This window comes from Stanieria cyanosphaera PCC 7437 (assembly GCF_000317575.1).
GTDB lineage: Bacteria > Cyanobacteriota > Cyanobacteriia > Cyanobacteriales > Xenococcaceae > Stanieria > Stanieria cyanosphaera.
Genome location: NC_019748.1, coordinates 3589355 through 3607833 on the forward strand (window position 1 = coordinate 3589355; position 18479 = coordinate 3607833).

18 protein-coding genes and 1 tRNA gene are annotated in these 18479 nt (G+C 35.9%); 7 read left to right on the top strand and 12 right to left on the bottom strand.

Going from position 1 to position 18479, the window contains the following annotated elements:
* Positions 1-241: 241 nt before the first annotated feature.
* Positions 242-1360 carry a hypothetical protein gene (locus STA7437_RS15540; RefSeq protein ID WP_015194336.1) on the top strand — a complete coding sequence of 373 codons (1119 nt, stop codon included), beginning with the start codon at positions 242-244 and terminating at the stop codon, positions 1358-1360.
* Between the two features lie 349 nt (positions 1361-1709).
* On the opposite strand, the gene STA7437_RS15545 is transcribed toward STA7437_RS15540, so the two are convergent.
* The 8 genes from STA7437_RS15545 to STA7437_RS15580 form a co-directional block, all read right to left on the bottom strand.
* Positions 1710-1783 (bottom strand) — tRNA-Val (locus STA7437_RS15545).
* Between the two features lie 157 nt (positions 1784-1940).
* The gene (locus tag STA7437_RS15550) at positions 1941-2711 is read right to left on the bottom strand and encodes a class I SAM-dependent methyltransferase (RefSeq protein ID WP_015194337.1); all 771 of its coding nucleotides are present in this window, start codon (positions 2709-2711) and stop codon (positions 1941-1943) included.
* A gap of 16 nt (positions 2712-2727) precedes the next feature.
* Positions 2728-3840, bottom strand: coding sequence for a glycosyltransferase (locus STA7437_RS15555; RefSeq protein ID WP_015194338.1), 1113 nt, complete (start codon positions 3838-3840; stop codon positions 2728-2730).
* 144 nt (positions 3841-3984) lie between these two features.
* The gene (locus STA7437_RS15560) at positions 3985-4821 is read right to left on the bottom strand and encodes a glycosyltransferase family 2 protein (protein ID WP_015194339.1); all 837 of its coding nucleotides are present in this window, start codon (positions 4819-4821) and stop codon (positions 3985-3987) included.
* 206 nt (positions 4822-5027) lie between these two features.
* Positions 5028-6320, bottom strand: a complete 1293-nt coding sequence (locus STA7437_RS15565) for an EpsG family protein (RefSeq protein WP_015194340.1) — start codon at positions 6318-6320, stop codon at positions 5028-5030.
* Positions 6301-7572, bottom strand: a complete 1272-nt coding sequence (locus STA7437_RS15570; RefSeq protein ID WP_015194341.1) for a glycosyltransferase family 4 protein — start codon at positions 7570-7572, stop codon at positions 6301-6303. Before STA7437_RS15570 ends, STA7437_RS15565 begins: the two co-directional genes overlap by 20 nt.
* Positions 7569-8423, bottom strand: a complete 855-nt coding sequence (locus tag STA7437_RS15575; protein WP_015194342.1) for a methyltransferase domain-containing protein — start codon at positions 8421-8423, stop codon at positions 7569-7571. Before STA7437_RS15575 ends, STA7437_RS15570 begins: the two co-directional genes overlap by 4 nt.
* 71 nt (positions 8424-8494) lie before the next feature.
* Positions 8495-9409 carry a glycosyltransferase family protein gene (locus STA7437_RS15580; protein WP_015194343.1) on the bottom strand — a complete coding sequence of 305 codons (915 nt, stop codon included), beginning with the start codon at positions 9407-9409 and terminating at the stop codon, positions 8495-8497.
* Positions 9410-9656: 247 nt separating this feature from the next.
* On the opposite strand from STA7437_RS15580, the gene STA7437_RS15585 reads away from it, so the two are divergent.
* Positions 9657-10883, top strand: coding sequence for an RNA-guided endonuclease InsQ/TnpB family protein (locus STA7437_RS15585; protein ID WP_015194344.1), 1227 nt, complete (start codon positions 9657-9659; stop codon positions 10881-10883).
* A gap of 76 nt (positions 10884-10959) precedes the next feature.
* The gene (locus STA7437_RS15590) at positions 10960-11391 is read left to right on the top strand and encodes a GFA family protein (RefSeq protein WP_015194345.1); all 432 of its coding nucleotides are present in this window, start codon (positions 10960-10962) and stop codon (positions 11389-11391) included.
* Positions 11392-11396: 5 nt separating this feature from the next.
* On the opposite strand, the gene STA7437_RS15595 is transcribed toward STA7437_RS15590, so the two are convergent.
* From STA7437_RS15595 to STA7437_RS15605, 3 genes are all read right to left on the bottom strand, one after another.
* Positions 11397-11804, bottom strand: coding sequence for a DoxX family protein (locus tag STA7437_RS15595; protein WP_015194346.1), 408 nt, complete (start codon positions 11802-11804; stop codon positions 11397-11399).
* Positions 11805-11829: 25 nt separating this feature from the next.
* Positions 11830-12750, bottom strand: a complete 921-nt coding sequence (gene uvsE / locus STA7437_RS15600; protein ID WP_015194347.1) for a UV DNA damage repair endonuclease UvsE — start codon at positions 12748-12750, stop codon at positions 11830-11832.
* Between the two features lie 535 nt (positions 12751-13285).
* Positions 13286-14929: a DUF6798 domain-containing protein gene (locus tag STA7437_RS15605; protein ID WP_015194348.1), complete on the bottom strand. Its 1644-nt coding sequence runs from the start codon at positions 14927-14929 to the stop codon at positions 13286-13288.
* 293 nt (positions 14930-15222) lie between these two features.
* Here STA7437_RS15605 and STA7437_RS15610 point away from each other — a divergent pair, with 293 nt between their 5' ends.
* From STA7437_RS15610 to STA7437_RS15625, 4 genes are all read left to right on the top strand, one after another.
* Positions 15223-15867, top strand: coding sequence for a hypothetical protein (locus tag STA7437_RS15610; protein ID WP_015194349.1), 645 nt, complete (start codon positions 15223-15225; stop codon positions 15865-15867).
* Positions 15868-15952: 85 nt separating this feature from the next.
* On the top strand, positions 15953-16417 hold the full coding sequence (locus STA7437_RS15615; RefSeq protein ID WP_015194350.1) for a DUF1499 domain-containing protein: 465 nt from the start codon (positions 15953-15955) through the stop codon (positions 16415-16417).
* 23 nt (positions 16418-16440) lie between these two features.
* On the top strand, positions 16441-17211 hold the full coding sequence (locus tag STA7437_RS15620) for an SDR family oxidoreductase (RefSeq protein ID WP_015194351.1): 771 nt from the start codon (positions 16441-16443) through the stop codon (positions 17209-17211).
* Entirely contained in the window at positions 17212-17610 is a 399-nt protein-coding gene (locus STA7437_RS15625; protein WP_015194352.1) for a nuclease A inhibitor family protein, read from the top strand.
* Here STA7437_RS15625 and STA7437_RS15630 read toward each other — a convergent pair.
* The gene (locus STA7437_RS15630; RefSeq protein ID WP_015194353.1) at positions 17544-18380 is read right to left on the bottom strand and encodes a DNA/RNA non-specific endonuclease; all 837 of its coding nucleotides are present in this window, start codon (positions 18378-18380) and stop codon (positions 17544-17546) included. The genes STA7437_RS15625 and STA7437_RS15630 overlap by 67 nt on opposite strands.
* Positions 18381-18479 lie beyond the last annotated feature (99 nt).

An 18479-nucleotide genomic window follows, 5' to 3' on the forward strand; every position in this document is an offset into this window, starting at 1 on the left:
AAAAGCATGGTTCAAATCCTGTCATCCCGATTTATTACAGCAACTTGCGTGATGCCAGTTTCTCTCAGCATAGTCATTTTTAGTAATTTATTTGGATTTGTACTCGCGTACATTTGGAGTACATAATCTCTCAAACAACGGAGAGGGTGGGATTTGAACCTAGTCTTAAAAGCCTAAACCATTGATATCTCGTTAGTTTCTCAAGATTCGCTCGGCTAATCTAAAAGCTAGTGAGGGAAAAATGAGGGAAAAAAATAAAACCCCAAATGACGGTATTATCCCTGATGACGGTACTTACATAGGAAGTAAAAAAGGGAAAGCTCTAAGAGAACAAAGGCTAAAAGAAGAGTTTGACAAAACTTGGGAGAGTCAAAAGGTATTACTTAGGGATAGTCAAGTCAAGCTCTACAAGGACAAAGCTACTATCAGTCTACAGTGGCAATCTTACATTGATTATGACGGTTCTATACTTGCTATCCCAAAAAGAAGATTAAAATCACTAGGGAGTCTAGGAAGAGGCAAGTTTCCACATACTGCTGAGGCTGTTAATCGTGCTGCTGCGATCGCAAAAGAGATTGACCTAAAGATTAAAGCTAATAGTTTTGACTGGCTAGATTATCCTCAATGGCTACCTGATGAACTCAAACCTAAAAAGATAGAGCCTGAAAAGCCTAAAACTATTGAAGAGTGGATTAAGAAATATGAGGCTGATTATTGGTCAAGAAAGAGTCAGGACAAGACGACTAAGCAACGCTATAGGGACGAAAAAAATTGGGACAAGGGTATTGTAAGATACCTAAAATTCATCCCTGATTGGTCGGTTATTCCTAGCAAAGAGGTATTTGACGAGGCTTGCAAAAGTTATCCACCATCAGTTAAGCGCAATGACTGCTGCAGTGTAATCAGAACCTTTGCGCTATTCTGTGGATTAAGTGATTACAAGAATTTTCAATTCAGGATATTAAAAAAACAAGCTAAGAAGAGAACTAAAAATCCTAAGCGTCCATTATCCGAGGCTGAGATTCTAGCATGGTATGATAAGTTTCCTCAGTGGACGGGAATAAAAGGTAGTCCTAGTGAATGGCGATTGTGGCAATGGGTGTACGCTATGCAAGCTACCTATGGCTTTAGAAACCATGAGGTATTCAATATTTACAATATGAATTGCGAATATATAGACGAACATGGCAGGTATTATCGTCCGTTTACTGACCCAATAAAGAACCCTAGGGGAATTATTTATACCGAAATACGTTCACTTTTTGAGAGGCTAATTTGCCAAACTTATCAATCAGCAGTTCCAGTCGAAAAGACGACTGACTTTACCCTAAAAAAATTCTACTTACCCTACTTGAGATAATGACCAGTCTATGTTCTAGATTATGGTCATTTTTACTATATAAAGTTAGCGATACTGAAGTTGTATCGATTCTGTAAAGCTTGCTGTATTAAATCTGCAATGCGATTTTAGGCGGGTTAAATCCTTCAGGTATCATACTACCTGAAGGATTTGACAAAATTACCCAATGGCTGTATAATCCCCCAGCTTTACAGGTTAGACATGAATTTAAAGAGTTAGTGAAGAGATAAATTTACTCGCTTAGTTGAGGTAAGCTTGAGCAAAAGTGAGTAAGAAATGAGTTAAGAGAGTCGTCGTTACGAGAGGGAGTCACTGAGAGAAACCAGTTGTATTAAGGCATTAGCCTCTATGGACGTAACTGGATTCGAACCAGTGACCCCATCGATGTCAACGATGTACTCTAACCAACTGAGCTATACGTCCATGCGGTTTATTAATATATCATAAACAAACTGAATATTACAACTAATGTGACGACTCGTTCGTAAAACAGTTAAAAGTAAAAAAAATTTAGATTAAATTCGCTTCAACTAAACTCTTACAGAATAAGGTGTCTTGGATTCTGACAAATTAGTATCAGTTAATATGGCTTGATTGGTTGGGACAGTTCGATTAAAACTAACCAAGCTTGTTTTTTAATCAAGGGTAATCTTAGTAAAGCTGAATCTAACAATTCTAAACATTTTAAAACAGTATTAAAACCAGGTTTTCCTGCTAAAAAACTAGCTCCTAAAGAAGTCAAGTAAAAGTATTGAATATTTACCTGCTTAAAATGCTGTGCGAAAAAAGCCAAGTCTCGCTCTAGCAAAGGATGTTCGTCTTCAGAACGGATTGAAGGGGTGAGACGACGATAAAGGTTAATTAATATATTATGTCCTAAAGGCTCTAAAAAGATCGCTTTACCATCTGCTTTAAGCACTTTGACGATGGAGTTGATGGCAAGATTGAGGTCTAAATGATGCAAAATACCAGAACCGCAGATTAGATCGTAAGAATCTGGTTCAAATTCTAAATTTTCGGCATTCATAACCCTAAAAGATGCTTTTTCGGTAACTCCTTTAGCTTTTGCTGCTTCTTGAGCCATTTTGATAGCTACAGGAGAAATATCGATTCCTGTAACTAATTCTGCTCCTTGTTGAGCTAATTTTAGAGCGTAGCTACCCGTACCACAGCCATATTCAATTACTTTTACTCCTCTACTGTGATTCAACAACATCTTTTCTCTTTGCTGTTGAATTGATTGAGTTATTTTGTAGAATTTGCCAACTTTTTGTTGTCTGTTGCTATCTTCAGCAAAACGGCGGTCATGAAATTCTCTTTCTCGGTCTAGTCTGGTATTATTTTGCACCATATTCAGATAATTCCTCTTAATTCAGTGAAATATTTTTGGTTTTAGACAACAGTTTCTGATAAATTTGTTGCATAAGCTCTACGTTATTCTGCCACACATAGCGATCGCAAACTAGTTTTCTTCCTGCTAAACCCATTAAAATGCGGTCGCGATCGTTTTGAATTAGTTGTAAAATTGCTTTGGCTGTAGCTTGAACATTTTCTTTGGGAGCAATATAACCAGTTACTCCATCTGCTACAACTTCTGGTAAACCTCCTGCATTAGAAACAACTACAGGTAAACCACAAGCTGAAGCTTCTAAAACTGCTACTCCAAAACTTTCACTATCTAAACGACTAGCTGCGACATAGATATCCATTTGATTCAGATAATGAGGAACTTGTTCGTGTGGTACTGCACCCACAAAATTAGTGATATTTTGTATCTGTAATTGTTTTGCTAAAGATTCTAGTTCTTTTTTTTGAGAACCATCACCCACAATCATTAATCTAAGTTGATTAGCAATTTCGGGATGATAATTAATTGCCATTGTTCTAGCATGAGCAAAGGCTTTAAGTAAAATATCAATACCATATTTGGAAGTTAATCTTTTTACTGTTCCTACAGTTAAATAATTTTTATCTCTTAATGTAGATCTGGGGCTAAACTTGTCGATATCAATTCCAAAGGGTGTAATACTTAAATTGGGAAGTTCAGGACAAATAGACAGAGTTTGTTTTGCCATTACTTCACTAGTAGAACATACCCAGTCAGCTTGACGAAGATTAGCTGCTACTAACGTACGGTGTAGGAAACTGGTTGCAGGAAAATCGTAAACATCACTACCCCAAACCGATAAGATTAAGGGATGATAACCAGTTAGACGACCTAAAGTTCCATAACCACTAGCGTAATGAACGTGTAATAAATCAGGTTGAAGATTGGTTAGGATTTTTTTGAGGTGCTTGAGGTTGAAGAAATAGCCATGAGGAGCTTTGTAAGGTAATTGATGAATCTTAACTCTTTGATCGATAGGATCTTTTGGTTGATGCATAGTTAGCAAGTGTAACTCACTCACTTTCTCTACCATTGCATTTACCCAGCGTACAGTATGGATTGAATTTTGCCCTGCTAAAAAAGCCAGTTTCATGGTTAATTTGTTATTTAGTGTTTTTTATTTTCGTGAGTTCATTAATACCCGGATTTTTGTTGATGGTTAATTGTTAATTGTTAACTGGTTTACGGACAATTTATGAATAGTCTTTACCTATTTCTTTTCCCGCAGCAAGATACATTATTGACTGGGAAGGGTAAATTTTTTGCTAACGTATAACATAATAATTTGGTTCGTTAATTTTTCTCCCAAAAGTTTATATAATAACCATTTTCTGAAGGCTTGAATTACTTTATTCGATAAGACAATTGCAATTCTTGTTTTATTAATTGCATAGGCATTTAGTAATTTATATTCTTGGATAATTTCTCGCTTAAAAATACTCACTAAACTTTGGTAAGAAGTCGTGCCTCCTAGTCTAAATTTAGCGATAGTTTGATTGGTATTGATAAAAATTACACCTTGACTGTGGAATCTCATCATTAATTCTCGATCTGCACCTACTTCATATTCAGGTTTAAATCCACCAAATTGTTCATAAAGCGATCGCTGTACAAAACAAGTAGGATGATTGATCACAATTTTGGCTGTTTTAAAAGCCTGAGCGGTTAAATTTCCTTGATGCCAAGATACTTTTCCCTGTTCTTCGTTAAACTTCAGCATATTACCGTAAATAACGCAGGGATTTTGAAACTTTTGATATACTTTTACCACTTCCAAAACTGTGTCTTGAAAATATAAATCATCACTATTTAAAATGCCAATAATTTCTCCATGAGCTAAAGCAATTCCTTTATTCATAGCATCATAAAGACCGCGATCGCTTTCACTAATCCAACAGTCAATACTATCTTCGTATTGTTTAATAATCTCGATTGTTCCATCTGTAGAACCACCATCAATAATAATATATTCTATGTTTTGATAAGATTGATTTATCACTGATTCTATGGCTTGTTCTAAATATTTTTCGCCATTAAAAACTACAGTAATTATTGAAACTAAAGGATTGTACATTATTTTTGTGTCAATATTAGCTACTCTTTGATTAAATTGTTAAGGATTGATTTCAATCAAAAGCTTTTTTTCTCAAGTTTAAACTTCAAAAATTACTATTTAAATTTATAAGTTCTAAGCTATTACTTGCAATTAATAATCAACTATTAACAAAAACGAAAGTATTGAATGTATCTCATCAAGTTTATTTTTAGCAATATTTCAAGCTAAATAAAACTGCGATTAGGAAGTTCTTTAATTTTAACGTCGTTAACAAAATTATGAGATGCATTTTCTATGTATTCAAAAATACTAGAATTATATACGTTGTCATTCAAAAAATGAAATACATTGTTGCCTATACTAATATTGTATAGATAATAATTAAAATACATAATTTTGATGATAATTAAAAATGTCAAAATAAATCGCTTGAAGATGATCCATTTGTGTTCGATCAGGAAATAATAAAAAATTCCACTTAAAGGAAAAAGTAAAAAAGCTACTCGATTAGAAAACATATGAATATCTTTGCCTATATACATAACAAAGATTAATACAGGATACAAAAAATAAAGAAATTTTTCTTGAGCAGTTTTAAATTTGGTGTTTCTTAAAAAAGCAAAAATCAGTACAAAAATCAATAAGTTTTCTAGCAAAGGAACAAGAATTCCAGCTTCAGTAGTTTGTTCTCTACCATAATATGAAGTTTTAGACAGAATTATTGCACCATATTCTGCTGGTAACAATCCAGCAATGCGGTCTGCAAGGTCTACAACTATAGTGCTACTAAAAGGTAAAATTATACCAGCAGCAATGATTAAAATCATAAAAATTTTGTTTTTAAATAGACGTGCTTTATCGTAAAGCAGCAACAAAGGAAGATAAATAATATTTGCTAAATGAGTAACCAAACTAAATAAATAAATTCCCCACATTACTAATTTTTTATCAAGATTAATAACGGCAATTAAAAAAAGTAAAGTAGCGAAATATTGCCTAACTAAAAAACCCTGAAAGTTAATAAAAATAGGATTAGAAACAATAAACAATAAAAGTAAGCCGTAATTTTGTCGAGAAAATCCTTTGGCAATTACCCAAAAAGTAAGAGCATTAAATACAAAAGACCAGAAAAACACAAAAGCATAGTTAGAGCCACCAGAAATTAAATACACTGGATAGCTAATTAGCCATAAAACAAATTCAAGCTGTTGAGAACCAGAAATTTCAAAAGGATTTTGAGTTCCTAATTTACTGTAATTATTAACATAAACTGCCAGGTCAGAAATAATATCTAGAGAAGAAACAAAAATAGTAATTGTGAGAATTACTAGTAAGGAAATGACAAAATTTAGTTTGCTTTTTTCTTTTTGATTAAGATGAATAAAAAAGATGAGGGGAAAAATACCCAAAATAGGAATAAAGACCCATAAAGCCAAACCAAAAAAGAGGAAAATAGCTTTATCATTTTTATTAATTAAAATATTTTGTTTGTAGTTTCTACTTAAATTTAGTTGCATTACAATTTACTAAAATATCTTCATAAAGTTTGAGGTATGTCTGAGCTTGTCTTTCGACGGTGAATTGCTGTTCTATTTTGGCTCTAGCACAAATTGATAAACGTTGCCGACGCTCTGGGTTTTCTTCTAGTATCCAAGCAATTCCTTTTGCTAGAGCTTCAGGGTCATATGGTGTTGCTAAATAGCCATTTTGTTGATGATCGACAATATCTTGTAAACCAGTTGCGTTAAATCCTACCACAGGAGTACCACAAGCTAGGGCTTCAGAAGCAGTTTGTCCGAATGCTTCTTGAGTTGAAGGAACTACCATCACATCAGCAGCAGCATAGGCAATAGTTAAAGAAAGCTCGTCATAAAGATAACCTAAATAATGAGTTTTAAAACCTAAATCTAATTTCTGTACAGGTTGCGATGAACCAAACACAACAAGTTCGCTTCGCTCTGGCAATGTTGATAGACTCAAGTACTTTAAAGCAGTTTGTAACAGGTTAAAACCTTTGCGTGGATCTCTTGTGGCACTAATTGCACCAAATAAAATCATCTGTTTATCTTGAGGTAAATTCAACAAATCTTTAGCTAGCTGTTTATCAATAGGTCGATATTTTTTAATATTTAAACCGTTAGGAATGACTTCAATTCGTGAGTCTTTAAATAGAGAACTAGCATTAGCACACTGAGCTAACCATTTACTAGGGGTAACAATTGTTAAATCGATATTTTGCCATGCTTTAGCTTTACGTTGCCACAACCAACGAGAAAAGTCCCAATTTTGGTTACTTTTGAGGATCGGACATTGACCACAAGATTGTTTATAGCGATCGCATTGTTGGCTGTAGTGACAACCTCCAGTAAACGCCCACATATCATGTAGTGTCCAAACGATAGGACGGTTAAATTGAGCAATTTTTTCGACGGGAAAATAACCACCACCAATCCAATGTAGATGAATTAAATCAGGAGCGATCACATCTAGTCGAGTATTAATTTTACTGGGTAACCATTGTAGAGAAAAATGAACGCGATCGCGATGCCGATAAAAACGCAAAGGTAAATTATCTAGAGTGGATTGAATCTTACCCCATCCTTTGCCAAATATACTGGGTGAACCTATAACGGTATAGTCATCGCTGTTTTTATCATCAACTAGAATTTGGGAGTCAATACCTAGATTCAGCAATCCTTGATGTAATCGATAAACTGCTATTGCTGCTCCTCCACCACTATCAGATCTATTGACATGGGTTACTTTCATCTTACGTATTGTTTCAAACCCTTATAGCTTTGATTCAGCCAGTTTAGTAATGGGTAGACAGATTTTGATAGTGCTTCTACTTTTCTGATTTGCTGCCAATCGAAGGATTGATCGGTTGTTTTAAGATATACATTAGCATGACGATTTCCTGGACAAATTCCAATCGATTTGAGTCCCATTAATTTTGCGAATATTTTAAATGTATAACGTAAATGAAAAGTTCTCGGCAGATGGCATTTAATCACTGGATCGAAACAATTAACAATAATTAAATATCGACCTAATTTGACAGAATCGATCATCTGAGCAAATAGATTAAGAGGATCGACAACGTGTTCTAAGACATCGGTACTAACGAGGCAATCATAGGCGTTGCTGTTTAGCTTGTCAATGAATTGAACAGCAGGATAGGTACTTAATCGCTCAATGGCTACTTGACTGGGATAGGGTTCGTAGATATCTATACTAAGATTGGGATTATTTTCTGCAATTAATTTAGCTAGAGTTCCCATGCCTCCACCATAATCGACGACAGATTGAATTTTTTCACTATGAAGATTGATCCAGTTAGATATGCACTGACGATGCTGTTTTGATAGCTCATGCTGTTCGATAAATAAACCATTTAAAATCCAGACTGGATGATTGTAGAAAGCAGAAATTTTGTCCCAATCAAGATTTTCGTTATCACAACCAAGTCGATCCCAAACCTCATCTAGCATTTGCCACATTTGTTCTACTGATGGTGAATGATTAGGGCAGGATGATAGTAATTGCTGCATCTGTTGGATTTGCGCTTCAGTACAAACACATTTACCATTGATAATGAGTTCGTTGAGATTGATCGTCATCAGTTGATATCTAAGTTGGTGCAGGTTTTAATCTTTGGCAACACTAAAAATACTATTAATCCTAATCTAGTTTAGGAAAAATACTGGTTAAAAACCTTTTGAGTCTTATTAATTAAACGCTTGGTTAGAGGAAGAGTATAGTTATACTTTTGAGTAAAGCGATCAGCTTGAGCATCTCTAATTACAAAGGGTGGATGTTGAAGAGGAAAATCCATCTCTTCTACAGCAAGATTAGCAAAAATATTTTTAGCTTTTGTGGTGTGAGTACTTTCTGAACCAAAACCAATATTACTTACCAAGTTTACATTAGGAAGAACAGTTAAACCACTCTGAAGCCAACAAGCAAATGTCCAGCGAAATGCCCAACTATTAATTTTGTCCTCATAGACATTTTGAAAAATTTTCTGCCAGTATTTTGCTGTGTGCGGTTCTTCTATAATCGATTGCAGCCAGTTATCATCCCGAATTTGTGGCCAGAGTTTCATTTCAAGATTATAGTGTTGCCACGCTCGTCTCCAACTTGCCCAACCCCAGCAGTGATTGTAGCGAGAGAAATAGTAGCTATAGTTAGTGCGCTTACGCCCTAATTGATAGTTATCACCAGAAATTACCATGATGCGTCGGTCATCTCGATAATAATCAAGCAATTCTTCACAAAAACGAAAGAAAGTAGGGTGAGGCAGACAATCATCTTCTAAAATAATTGCCTCTTCAACCTGATTAAATACCCAATCTAAGCCACTAGAAACCCTTACTTTACAGCCCAGATTAACCTCAGAGTAATTAGTCAAAACTTGACAGTCCCAATCGACGCGATCAATGATTTTTCTAGCTGCATGACATTTTTCTACTTCACCAGGGCGATCGCTTCTAGCTCCATCAGCAACTACTAACAGTTTTGGTGGTTTTGCCTGACGGATAGTTTCAAACACTTTTTCAGTTGTATTGGGGCGATTGAAAATTAGCAAAACAACAGGAGTTTTCATCATGCCATCTCAAGGAATTGTTTGATCACGCTTAGTTTAGGCTAAAAAAAACAGCAGAAGTTGGATCAAAAAAGCGATCGCACTTTCATATTTTCTTCCTGCTTTCCTCCCTCAACTTTATTGAGGGAGGAAAGCAAGGCAGGGTGTAACTGCTCTCCTGAGCCACGCTTTTTTAACGGCAGTGGAGGAAGAGTAGAGAGGCTTTAGCCGTCCTCCTTTTTGTTTCATATGTGATATAATCTTCCTTATGGAACAAGTATTGACGATTGTTTGCAAGCTTAACCCCACTAAAGAAATTGCTCAAGAAATTGAAGCAACACTTTTTGCTTTTGCTGACGCTTGTAACTACGCCAACGAGCAAGTTAAACCAAACATAACCAGCAAAACAACCATTCAAAATATGGTTTACCAGACATTGCGCGAAAAGTTTGGTTTGAGTGCAAATCTTGCTGTTAGAGCTTGTGCCAGAGTTGGGGCTAATCGTAAAACAGCCAAGTTGAAGAACAACCACGGGGCTTACAAGGTGCGGAGATTTCCTCTGCACACAGCCTCTCCAGTTAAAAAGTTTGCTCCTACAAGTGCTGATTACGACGCTCGAATTTTTGCCTACAGAGAAAAAGACGAATCGGTTAGTCTTACTTTGCTCAGTGGCAGATACCATATCCCATTGGATATTGGGAATTACCAAAGAGGAAAGCTTAAAGGTAGAAACCCTACTTCTGCTCAACTTTGTAAACATCGTGACGGGAAATACTACATCCATATACAAGTTAAAGACGAACCACAATCGCCAATTAGCTCTAATAAGGTTATAGGGGTAGACTTTGGACGAACTGATATAGCTGTAACATCTAATAATCAGAAATGGTCTGGGAAACAAATAACTCAAGTTAGAGATAAATATTCTAAAATTCGTGCTTCTCTCCAAAAGAAGGCATCGAAAGGCACACGAAGTAGTCGGCGTAGATGCAGACGGCTTGTGAAACTGTTGTCGATGAGAGAGAAAAGATTTCAGGCATGGGTTAACCACAATATCAGCAAAACCATAATCAACCAAGCACTCAAAAGTAATGCTCTTGTTAGCATCGAAGATTTGACGGGAATTAGAGACAGAACTAATCAAAAGCCAAGATCTAAGCGAGAAAGAAGACTCAGCAATAGCTGGAGCTTTTACCAGCTTCGTTCGTTTCTGGAATACAAGGGAATTAAATACGGCGTTGAGGTCTTGGCAGTACCGCCACAATACACGAGCCAAACCTGCTATCGCTGTCTTCATATTGGTTTGCGTTCTGCAAAATCTTTCAAGTGTGTTAACAGTAATTGTTTGTGGCATGGCGATGCTGATTGGAATGGAAGCTTGATGATTCAAGCACTGGGGCTGAGTGTAAGGCAGCCTGAAGGTTCGAGGCTTTTCTGTTCTTTGGATAGGGATGACTCAGGGCTATTGAAAGCTATCGGGCTTCAGCCCGCGTAGAACCTTACTAATTAGTCTCACCAGGAGTATAAAGAACTTAGCAGAATCAATCCAACATTTTACCGAAGAGAAAAAAATGTCTGAACGAAATGTTGCCAAAGGTAGCTGCCTGTGCGGAGCAGTAAATATATCCACAACTAGTATGAATCCTCATGTAGCAGCGTGTCATTGTAGTATGTGTCGCAAGTGGGGTGGAGGAGCTTTGTTGGGAGTCGAATGTAACGATGGTGTTAGTTTCGATGGTGAAGAGAATATTGGAGTTTATCAATCTTCAGAATGGGCAGAGAGAGGATTTTGTAACAAGTGTGGCAGCCATCTATTTTATAGATTGAAACAAAATAACCATTACTATATACCTGTAGGGATTTTTGATAATAGTGAAGGTCTTATTTTCGATCTTCAAGTATTTATTGAACAAAAGCCGAAATATTATTCTTTTGCTAATCAAACCAAGAACATGACAGGAGAAGAATTATTTACCATGTTTACATCTTCATCAGAAAACTAATAACTTTAAATATTGTTGATCTTTTTTGGTTCTTTGGTAAACCACCACGCCCAGGCAATTAGAACAAACTGAAATGGTAATCTAATTGCTTGTAGTAAATTGCTATCGGGTATATGATCGACATGAATGTGATTGACTGCCATGTTGATATTAGCTGGATATACTGCAATTAGTAATAAAACAAAGCCCCAAGCAGCAGCTTGAGAAAGGGCCGGAATTAGTAACGCAATCCCGCCGACAATTTCAAAAAAACCACTGATATAAACAAGTGCGTCGGGATAGGGTAAAACCGATGGCACTATTTTTATATATTGATAGGGCGCCAAATAATGTGTGATTCCAGCGATAATCATGGAAACTGCAAATATGCCTCGAAGAGTTTCTTTATTATCTAAAATTATGTTTTTATTCATGGTTAATTTGAGCGAGGTTAGTTTTTTAAAAATATTTAACTGATTGAAGCCATTCTTGGCGAATTTTTGCGATCGCTTGTTCCTTTTTTTTTGCTTCGACTTCAATCCAAGGTGCATTACGAAAGCTACTAGGCATTTGGGTAATTAAATCGCTGTGTTTAGAATCTAAAAAGCGATCGCGTCCGTTGGAAATATGAACCAATTGCCATTGAGGAACTTCCCAAGTAGTTTTTGCTGCTGCGAGCATTTCTCCTACACTAGGATGATCGTAACTATCCAATTCTTCATGGATAATATGGTGGTGTGCGTCGAATACCATAGGAACTTTGGTTGCTTGACAGATTTCTAGAATTTCTGCTGCGCTATAAGTATGTTCGTCATTTTCAAAACTTAAACGAGAACGAATTGAATCGGATAAATTGTTAACAGTCTCGAGCAATCTTTCAGCGCGATTGCCTTTACCGCCATGAATATTCATCAATGCCCAAGGAGAACGAGGCAATTGCAATAAATCGAAAATATGAGCATGGGTTTGGAGAATTCTTATACTATTTTGAATAACTTCAGGGGAATCAGAATTTAAAACCACAAACTGATCGGGATGCAGTACCAATCTAATCCCCGATTTTTGGATTAAATTACCTACTTGGTTAAGCTTATGACTTAATTGATTTAAGACATCTTTACCAATATTTGTATCTGCAAAAGGAAATAAATTAGAACTCATGCGATATAATCTAATTTTTTCTCTTTGACAAAAAGCGATCGCCTGTTGTAATCGGTCTATATTTGCTTCATATATTTCTTGAAGTTTTTGTTCTTGTTCTTTAATTTCAAGCTTTAATAAAACCCGACGAGTAATGGTACGAAAACGTACTTCTGATGAAGCTGTAATACAGACTAATCCTAAGACGGGAAAATCTTTTGTTTCCTGTTTGTTATCCATAACTTAAAAGCAATCAACTCTTTTGGTAATCGCTCAAATAATTTTTTTGTAATTAATTGGTGAGAGTTTATTAAGATAGTTATTTTATTAATATAAAAAGAAAATTAATTTTTTAAATATGTCCAAAGAATGATTTGCTTAAATTGAAATTTTCGTTGGCTTGAGCAATTGTTTTTTGAAAATAAAATCAATTATTCTCAGCAAAATAATTTTATTTTGTTGGATTGAAAAAATAACTATTAATGTCAACTATCGCTAACTATAGCCTTTCTCGCTCTTGGTGAGGTACATCATTACCAGTTACCAAAGATTAAGTAAAAAGCGCGAAGCGTCAGCCAGCGACAGCGAAGGATCAAAGTAAAAAGTAAATATGAGAATTTTATTCTCCTCTGGAACGGGGGAGACTGCCAAAGGACGCAATGTAAGACAACCCAGGGGGCGTAAGTCAACTGTTGTTGACGTTGCGGATGAATTTGGAAGCCAGCAGCGAATCAAAGATTACGCTGCCCGGTAGTTCACGTAAACCAAGTTTAAATCAACCTCGATCGCTACTACTCGATTGGTGATAAAGAATATAAGGATCGTAACGATAAGCTACTTCTAGATCTAAGTGCTGTTTAAGCGTAGTGAGAAAATATTGAGACTGATACTTGTTCATTAATGCCTTTGCTTGATCTGTACTCAAATTCTCAAATCCATCACTGATAAATTTCATTAACTCTCTTTTATTTAATTTATTTTGAGTTATATATTTTTCTAGAGAAGAACTACCACTAAGATCATCAATGCGTTGATAGTACTCTAAAATCTTTTGATCAGTCTGAGGAAAAAGTTTAACTTTAGCAATTGTACCGCGCTCAGTTAACCAGGAAAAATTAACCAACTCGATTGGATGAGAAACTATTACAGCATCTTTTGGTGTATGTTCGCGGATCCAATTACTCATTGCTTTCCACTGTGGGTTAACATCTTGTTGGACTGTAGGAAACTGTTGTAAGCTGACTGCTTGATAAATAAAAATAGCGGTTTGAATGAGCAAAATTACGATTAAAATTCGATTGACTAATCTTTTTAAAGATTTTTTAGATTTAGACAAATAGGATTCCAGTGTACAAGCAGTTAACAAACAAGCAATAATTGGTAACATTACATCCCCGAAGCGAAAAGGATAATACTGTAACCAATTTCCTTGGCGATCAAAAAGTGCGATCGCGAGTCCTCCTAGAAAAGGAATCAGACTAATTAGGGCAAATTCTCCTAACTCCAAGCGAATCACATTTACTCTAGTCATTTCTTGCTGATCTTTTTGACTGTGAAGCAGCATCATACTTCTACGAAGAAGTAGAAGATAGATAATTAATTTGATCCAGGAAAAAATATCCCAAGATAAAGGGTTGAGGTGATGAGCAAGTCTTAGAAAAACGTAAATAAAAGATGGTGAAAAAGAAATTGAAGCAGTCGATGCCGATGTAGATTCTGATTCTAATAAGTGTTGCGCCACAGCAGGAATAGCAAAAACACTAGTAACACAGTAAATCAATAATAATAAGAAACCAATCTCTTTAAGTTTAGACAAGCGAGTACTGGGACGAAAACAAAGCCATCCTAAAGTAGTTAAAAATGCCCAACCACCTACCAAAACATGAAAAGAAGTAGCTAATCCTAAAAAAAGCGTCATCACCAAATAACGCCTTCTCAACATAAATGCGACCGCAATCAAAATTAAACCATAGGCAAATGCTTTAGCTTCTAATCCACCAACAAACCATTCACCCGCGATCGCTCCTTGACCATAACCCAGATAAGTACAGCAAATAGTAGCTAAGATAAGAAATGGTAAACTTAATTTTAATTTTTGCCCGATTAAAACCAATCCAGTTGCAACTAAACAGTAGCAAATCAAACGACCAATAATAGAAGTAGCCAAAAAGCCAAAGTTAACTATTAACCAACCCGCTAAATTATTAAACAATAACCTGTAGCCGGCTGCTTGATTAAGATACCAATCTTGAGGTATCCAAGCGGGATCAGCATACTGTTTTGCCAGAGGTAGCACATCAACCTCGTTCCAACCTCTACCGCTTAGATTAAGTTCTAACAGAAGTCTCCAACTAAGAACTGCTGTTATTAATATTATTTGCCACAATATCTTGCTAAAAAATGGAGCAATCCGAAGCATCAATAGTTAAATCCTGCTGAAAAGTCGCAAATTTCTAGCTTATGCCATAATTGTTAAGAACTCTACAAGATTAACCATTTTGTTAAATTCTTTATGAGACTTTGAAGTGGCTTTAGAAAAATAAATAATTAAGATATTTCTGCGCGTCTCTTAAACGACAACGAGTGTCAAATTCAGAATAAATAAGCTTTTAACTCATCTTGATTGAAAAATTCCCCTCTGCTCATAACTGATTAATGTGTTAATAATTAAGAGAAGTTTTTTGTCCTGGACTGTCCTGGACGTGAATCAAGATGGAAGTTGACTTAATTCCCTTATCACAACTCCCTTCTCGTTATGACATTGCCCGTTCTAATCTGTATAACAGGCTTAAAGACTTACAGATTGAACCAATCAAACAGGGTCGAAAAGCCTTTGTTAATCATGCTCAATTACAGTTATTAGACCGCTTACACTCTCATCTTCAACAAGGTGGGTTAACTTCAGAATTTATTAAACAACAATCAGATTATCAACTAGTAGCGGTAGCAACTCCAGAATTGGCAACCAATCCATTTTATGAGATGCACAATCGCAACGAACCAATCGTTGCCCTTCAACCTTCGGTCTTAGTCAGTGTGGTTGAAGCAGTGGTTAAACGTTTGATGCCCGCGCCGAGAAGTCGTTTAAATTATCTAAGAGAGCTAGAAGAAGCTTATCAAAATGATTGGTTACTCAGTACCTCAGAGGTTGCCGATTTACTAGGATTATCTCAAAAAACTGTGACAGGTTATGGACAGGAGTTTACTGATGCAGGGTTTGTTTTTACTCGCGTAGGAATCAGAAAAGGAGGAGAAATTGCTTGGGCAATTGATAAAGAAAATGATTTGAGTGAACCAGTATCATCATCAACAAAAAGTCTTAAAGAAGTATTTTCTTCAGCTTTTGACCCAGAATAAAAGACAATAAACAAAAGTAAAAGATCGTCTGTGTTGTTTTACGGTACGGGCGATCAAAACCATCAAAAATAGGAGCAAACTTTAAGTGCATCGTCTTTGGTCAATTATTTTAGGAATATTCATCACTATTTTTAGCAGTTTAATCTTTTCTCAACCTACATGGGCAGTTTCTTCTAGTTTGGGGATAAAGGATGGTTTTTTATCTCCCTGTCCTAAAACACCTAATTGTGTTGTCAGTCAGAATGCTGATGATTCTCATGCTATCTTACCCATCACTTATCACACCGATTTTGACACTGCACGTGAAGCCTTATTGAAAGTGCTGACAGTAGTTCCTCGTACCGAAGTAATTGAACAGACAGACAATTATATTTACGCTTTATCTAAAAGTCGCATTTTCAAATTTATTGACGATGTAGAATTTTATTTTCCCACTGATGAGCAAGTCATTCATATCCGTTCAGCTTCTCGGGTTGGAGAATCAGATTTAGGAGTGAACCGTAGACGTTTAGAGCAAATTCGTCTAGCGATGAAAGATCTTGATGTTTAAATTCTATAAATATAAAAATAAAGATGACTAAACGAATATTAGTTACAGGTGCAACAGGAAGAACAGGTTCACTAGTATTGAAGAAATTACGTCAACAAAGCGAGCAATTTCAAGCATTTGGGTTTACAAGATCCTTATTAAAAGTTGAAGAGCTATTTGGCTCAACAGAAAATTTTTTCTTGGGAGACATCAAAGATCAATCCAGTTTAGAAACAGCTTTAGAAGGTTGTTCTGCTTTAGTTATTCTTACTAGTGCTGTACCTCAAATGAAAGCACCTCCTCAACCAGGAGAACGTCCTCAATTTGGTTACGAATCGGATGCTATGCCAGAAATAGTAGACTACTACGGTCAAAAAAATCAAATCGATGCTGCTAGAAAAGCAGGAGTAGAACACATTGTTTTGGTAGGTTCGATGGGTGGAACTAATCCCAATCATCCCCTTAATCAAATGGGTAACGGTAACATCCTGATTTGGAAACGTAAAGCGGAACAGTATTTAATTGATTCGGGCATCGATTACACTATTATTCGTGCTGGTGGTTTACTCGATCAAGAGGGTGGAGTTAGAGAGTTGTTAGTCGGTAAAAATGACACCTTACTCAATGATCCACCTAACGGTATTCCTACTTCTATTCCTAGAGCGGATGTTGCTGAAGTAGTTGTGCAAGCTTTAAGAGAACCCTATGCTCGTAATAAAGCTTTTGATCTGATTTCTAAACCTCAAGATGCTCCCGATGCCAAGGTTACAAAAGATTTTGCAGCTTTATTTCAACAAACTACTTCAGGAATGTAGATGAAAGACAGTGAATTAATCGACCATCTTAAACAAGCATCAGAAGGTTTACTATGGCTGAGTGAATCAGATTATCCTTTTGAAATCGTTTATTGGGAAAATCTCAACTGTCTCGACTCGTCTAAATTATTACAAAGAACTGGTCATGATTTATCAACTAAGGTTGAAGTTAAAGAACTAGCTCAATTTTTCCAACCAGCTACAGAAGCACAAGATTGGTACAATGCTCAAGAATTAGCAGAATGTCAACGTTATCAAGCATTAGTTAATTTATTGCAAACCCATTTACAAGAAATTAAAGTTTACCGTGTTGGAGAAGTTGAAATTGATGTTTACCTTTTAGGTAAAACTGAGTCTGGTTCTTTGGCTGGTTTATCTACCAAAGTAGTAGAAACATAATCTGATTGATAGACTTTGGCTTCGATTTTTTGTTGAATATTTCTGTTGAGAGTAGAAAAGAAGTCATAACCAGTATTTTGCTCAATCTCATCTACCGAAACAATATAATCTCGCCAATCTGTTCTAGCTACTTCTTCAGTATTTGGAATTTTAACGGCAATAGTTTGCTCGACTTTACCATTATTTAAGACTAAAATTACTTTCCAAGTATAAGAAGGAACAGTGACTTTACCCTTGGCGATTACATCCTTTTTTCCTTCTCCTCCAGCGACAATATATAATTCCTTTCCTTCATTTGCTAACTTCCTACTATATTCTTCTAGTTCCCGCCATACTTCCCGATTATTAGCTGGAGATTGGGGAATCATGTTGGTCATTAAAAAAGTAGTGCTATTATCTGCCTGGGAGATAGTGCGATCGCCTGAAGGAATTAGATGTCCTTTATCATAGCCTGTACCTCGATAATCGGATGGACGCACAGTATAACAACCATCAGGTAACTCTACATCTGGTCTAAAATCATTAGAACGCTCTACACTTCCTAACCAAGAACCATTTAATTGCCAACTCACCCAATTCGGTATTCCTTCACTACAGTTGTAAGAAAGAGCATAACTCGGTTTTTCTAGTAGATAGTTGTTGAAGTCTTGAACATTAGCTTGACTGGGATTACCGTATTTGAGATGAATGTTTTTTGTACTTGTGCCAATCGAACAACCTGTTAGAAACAGGATCACAATAAGTTTAATGATGAGGATTCTAATGAACATGGATGAAAAAAAGAGTAATATCTCAATTTTCTCCGAAATTTTCTCATTAGTTCCACATTTTATTAAGATATTGATTGAGTGTTAATGGTTAATTATTCA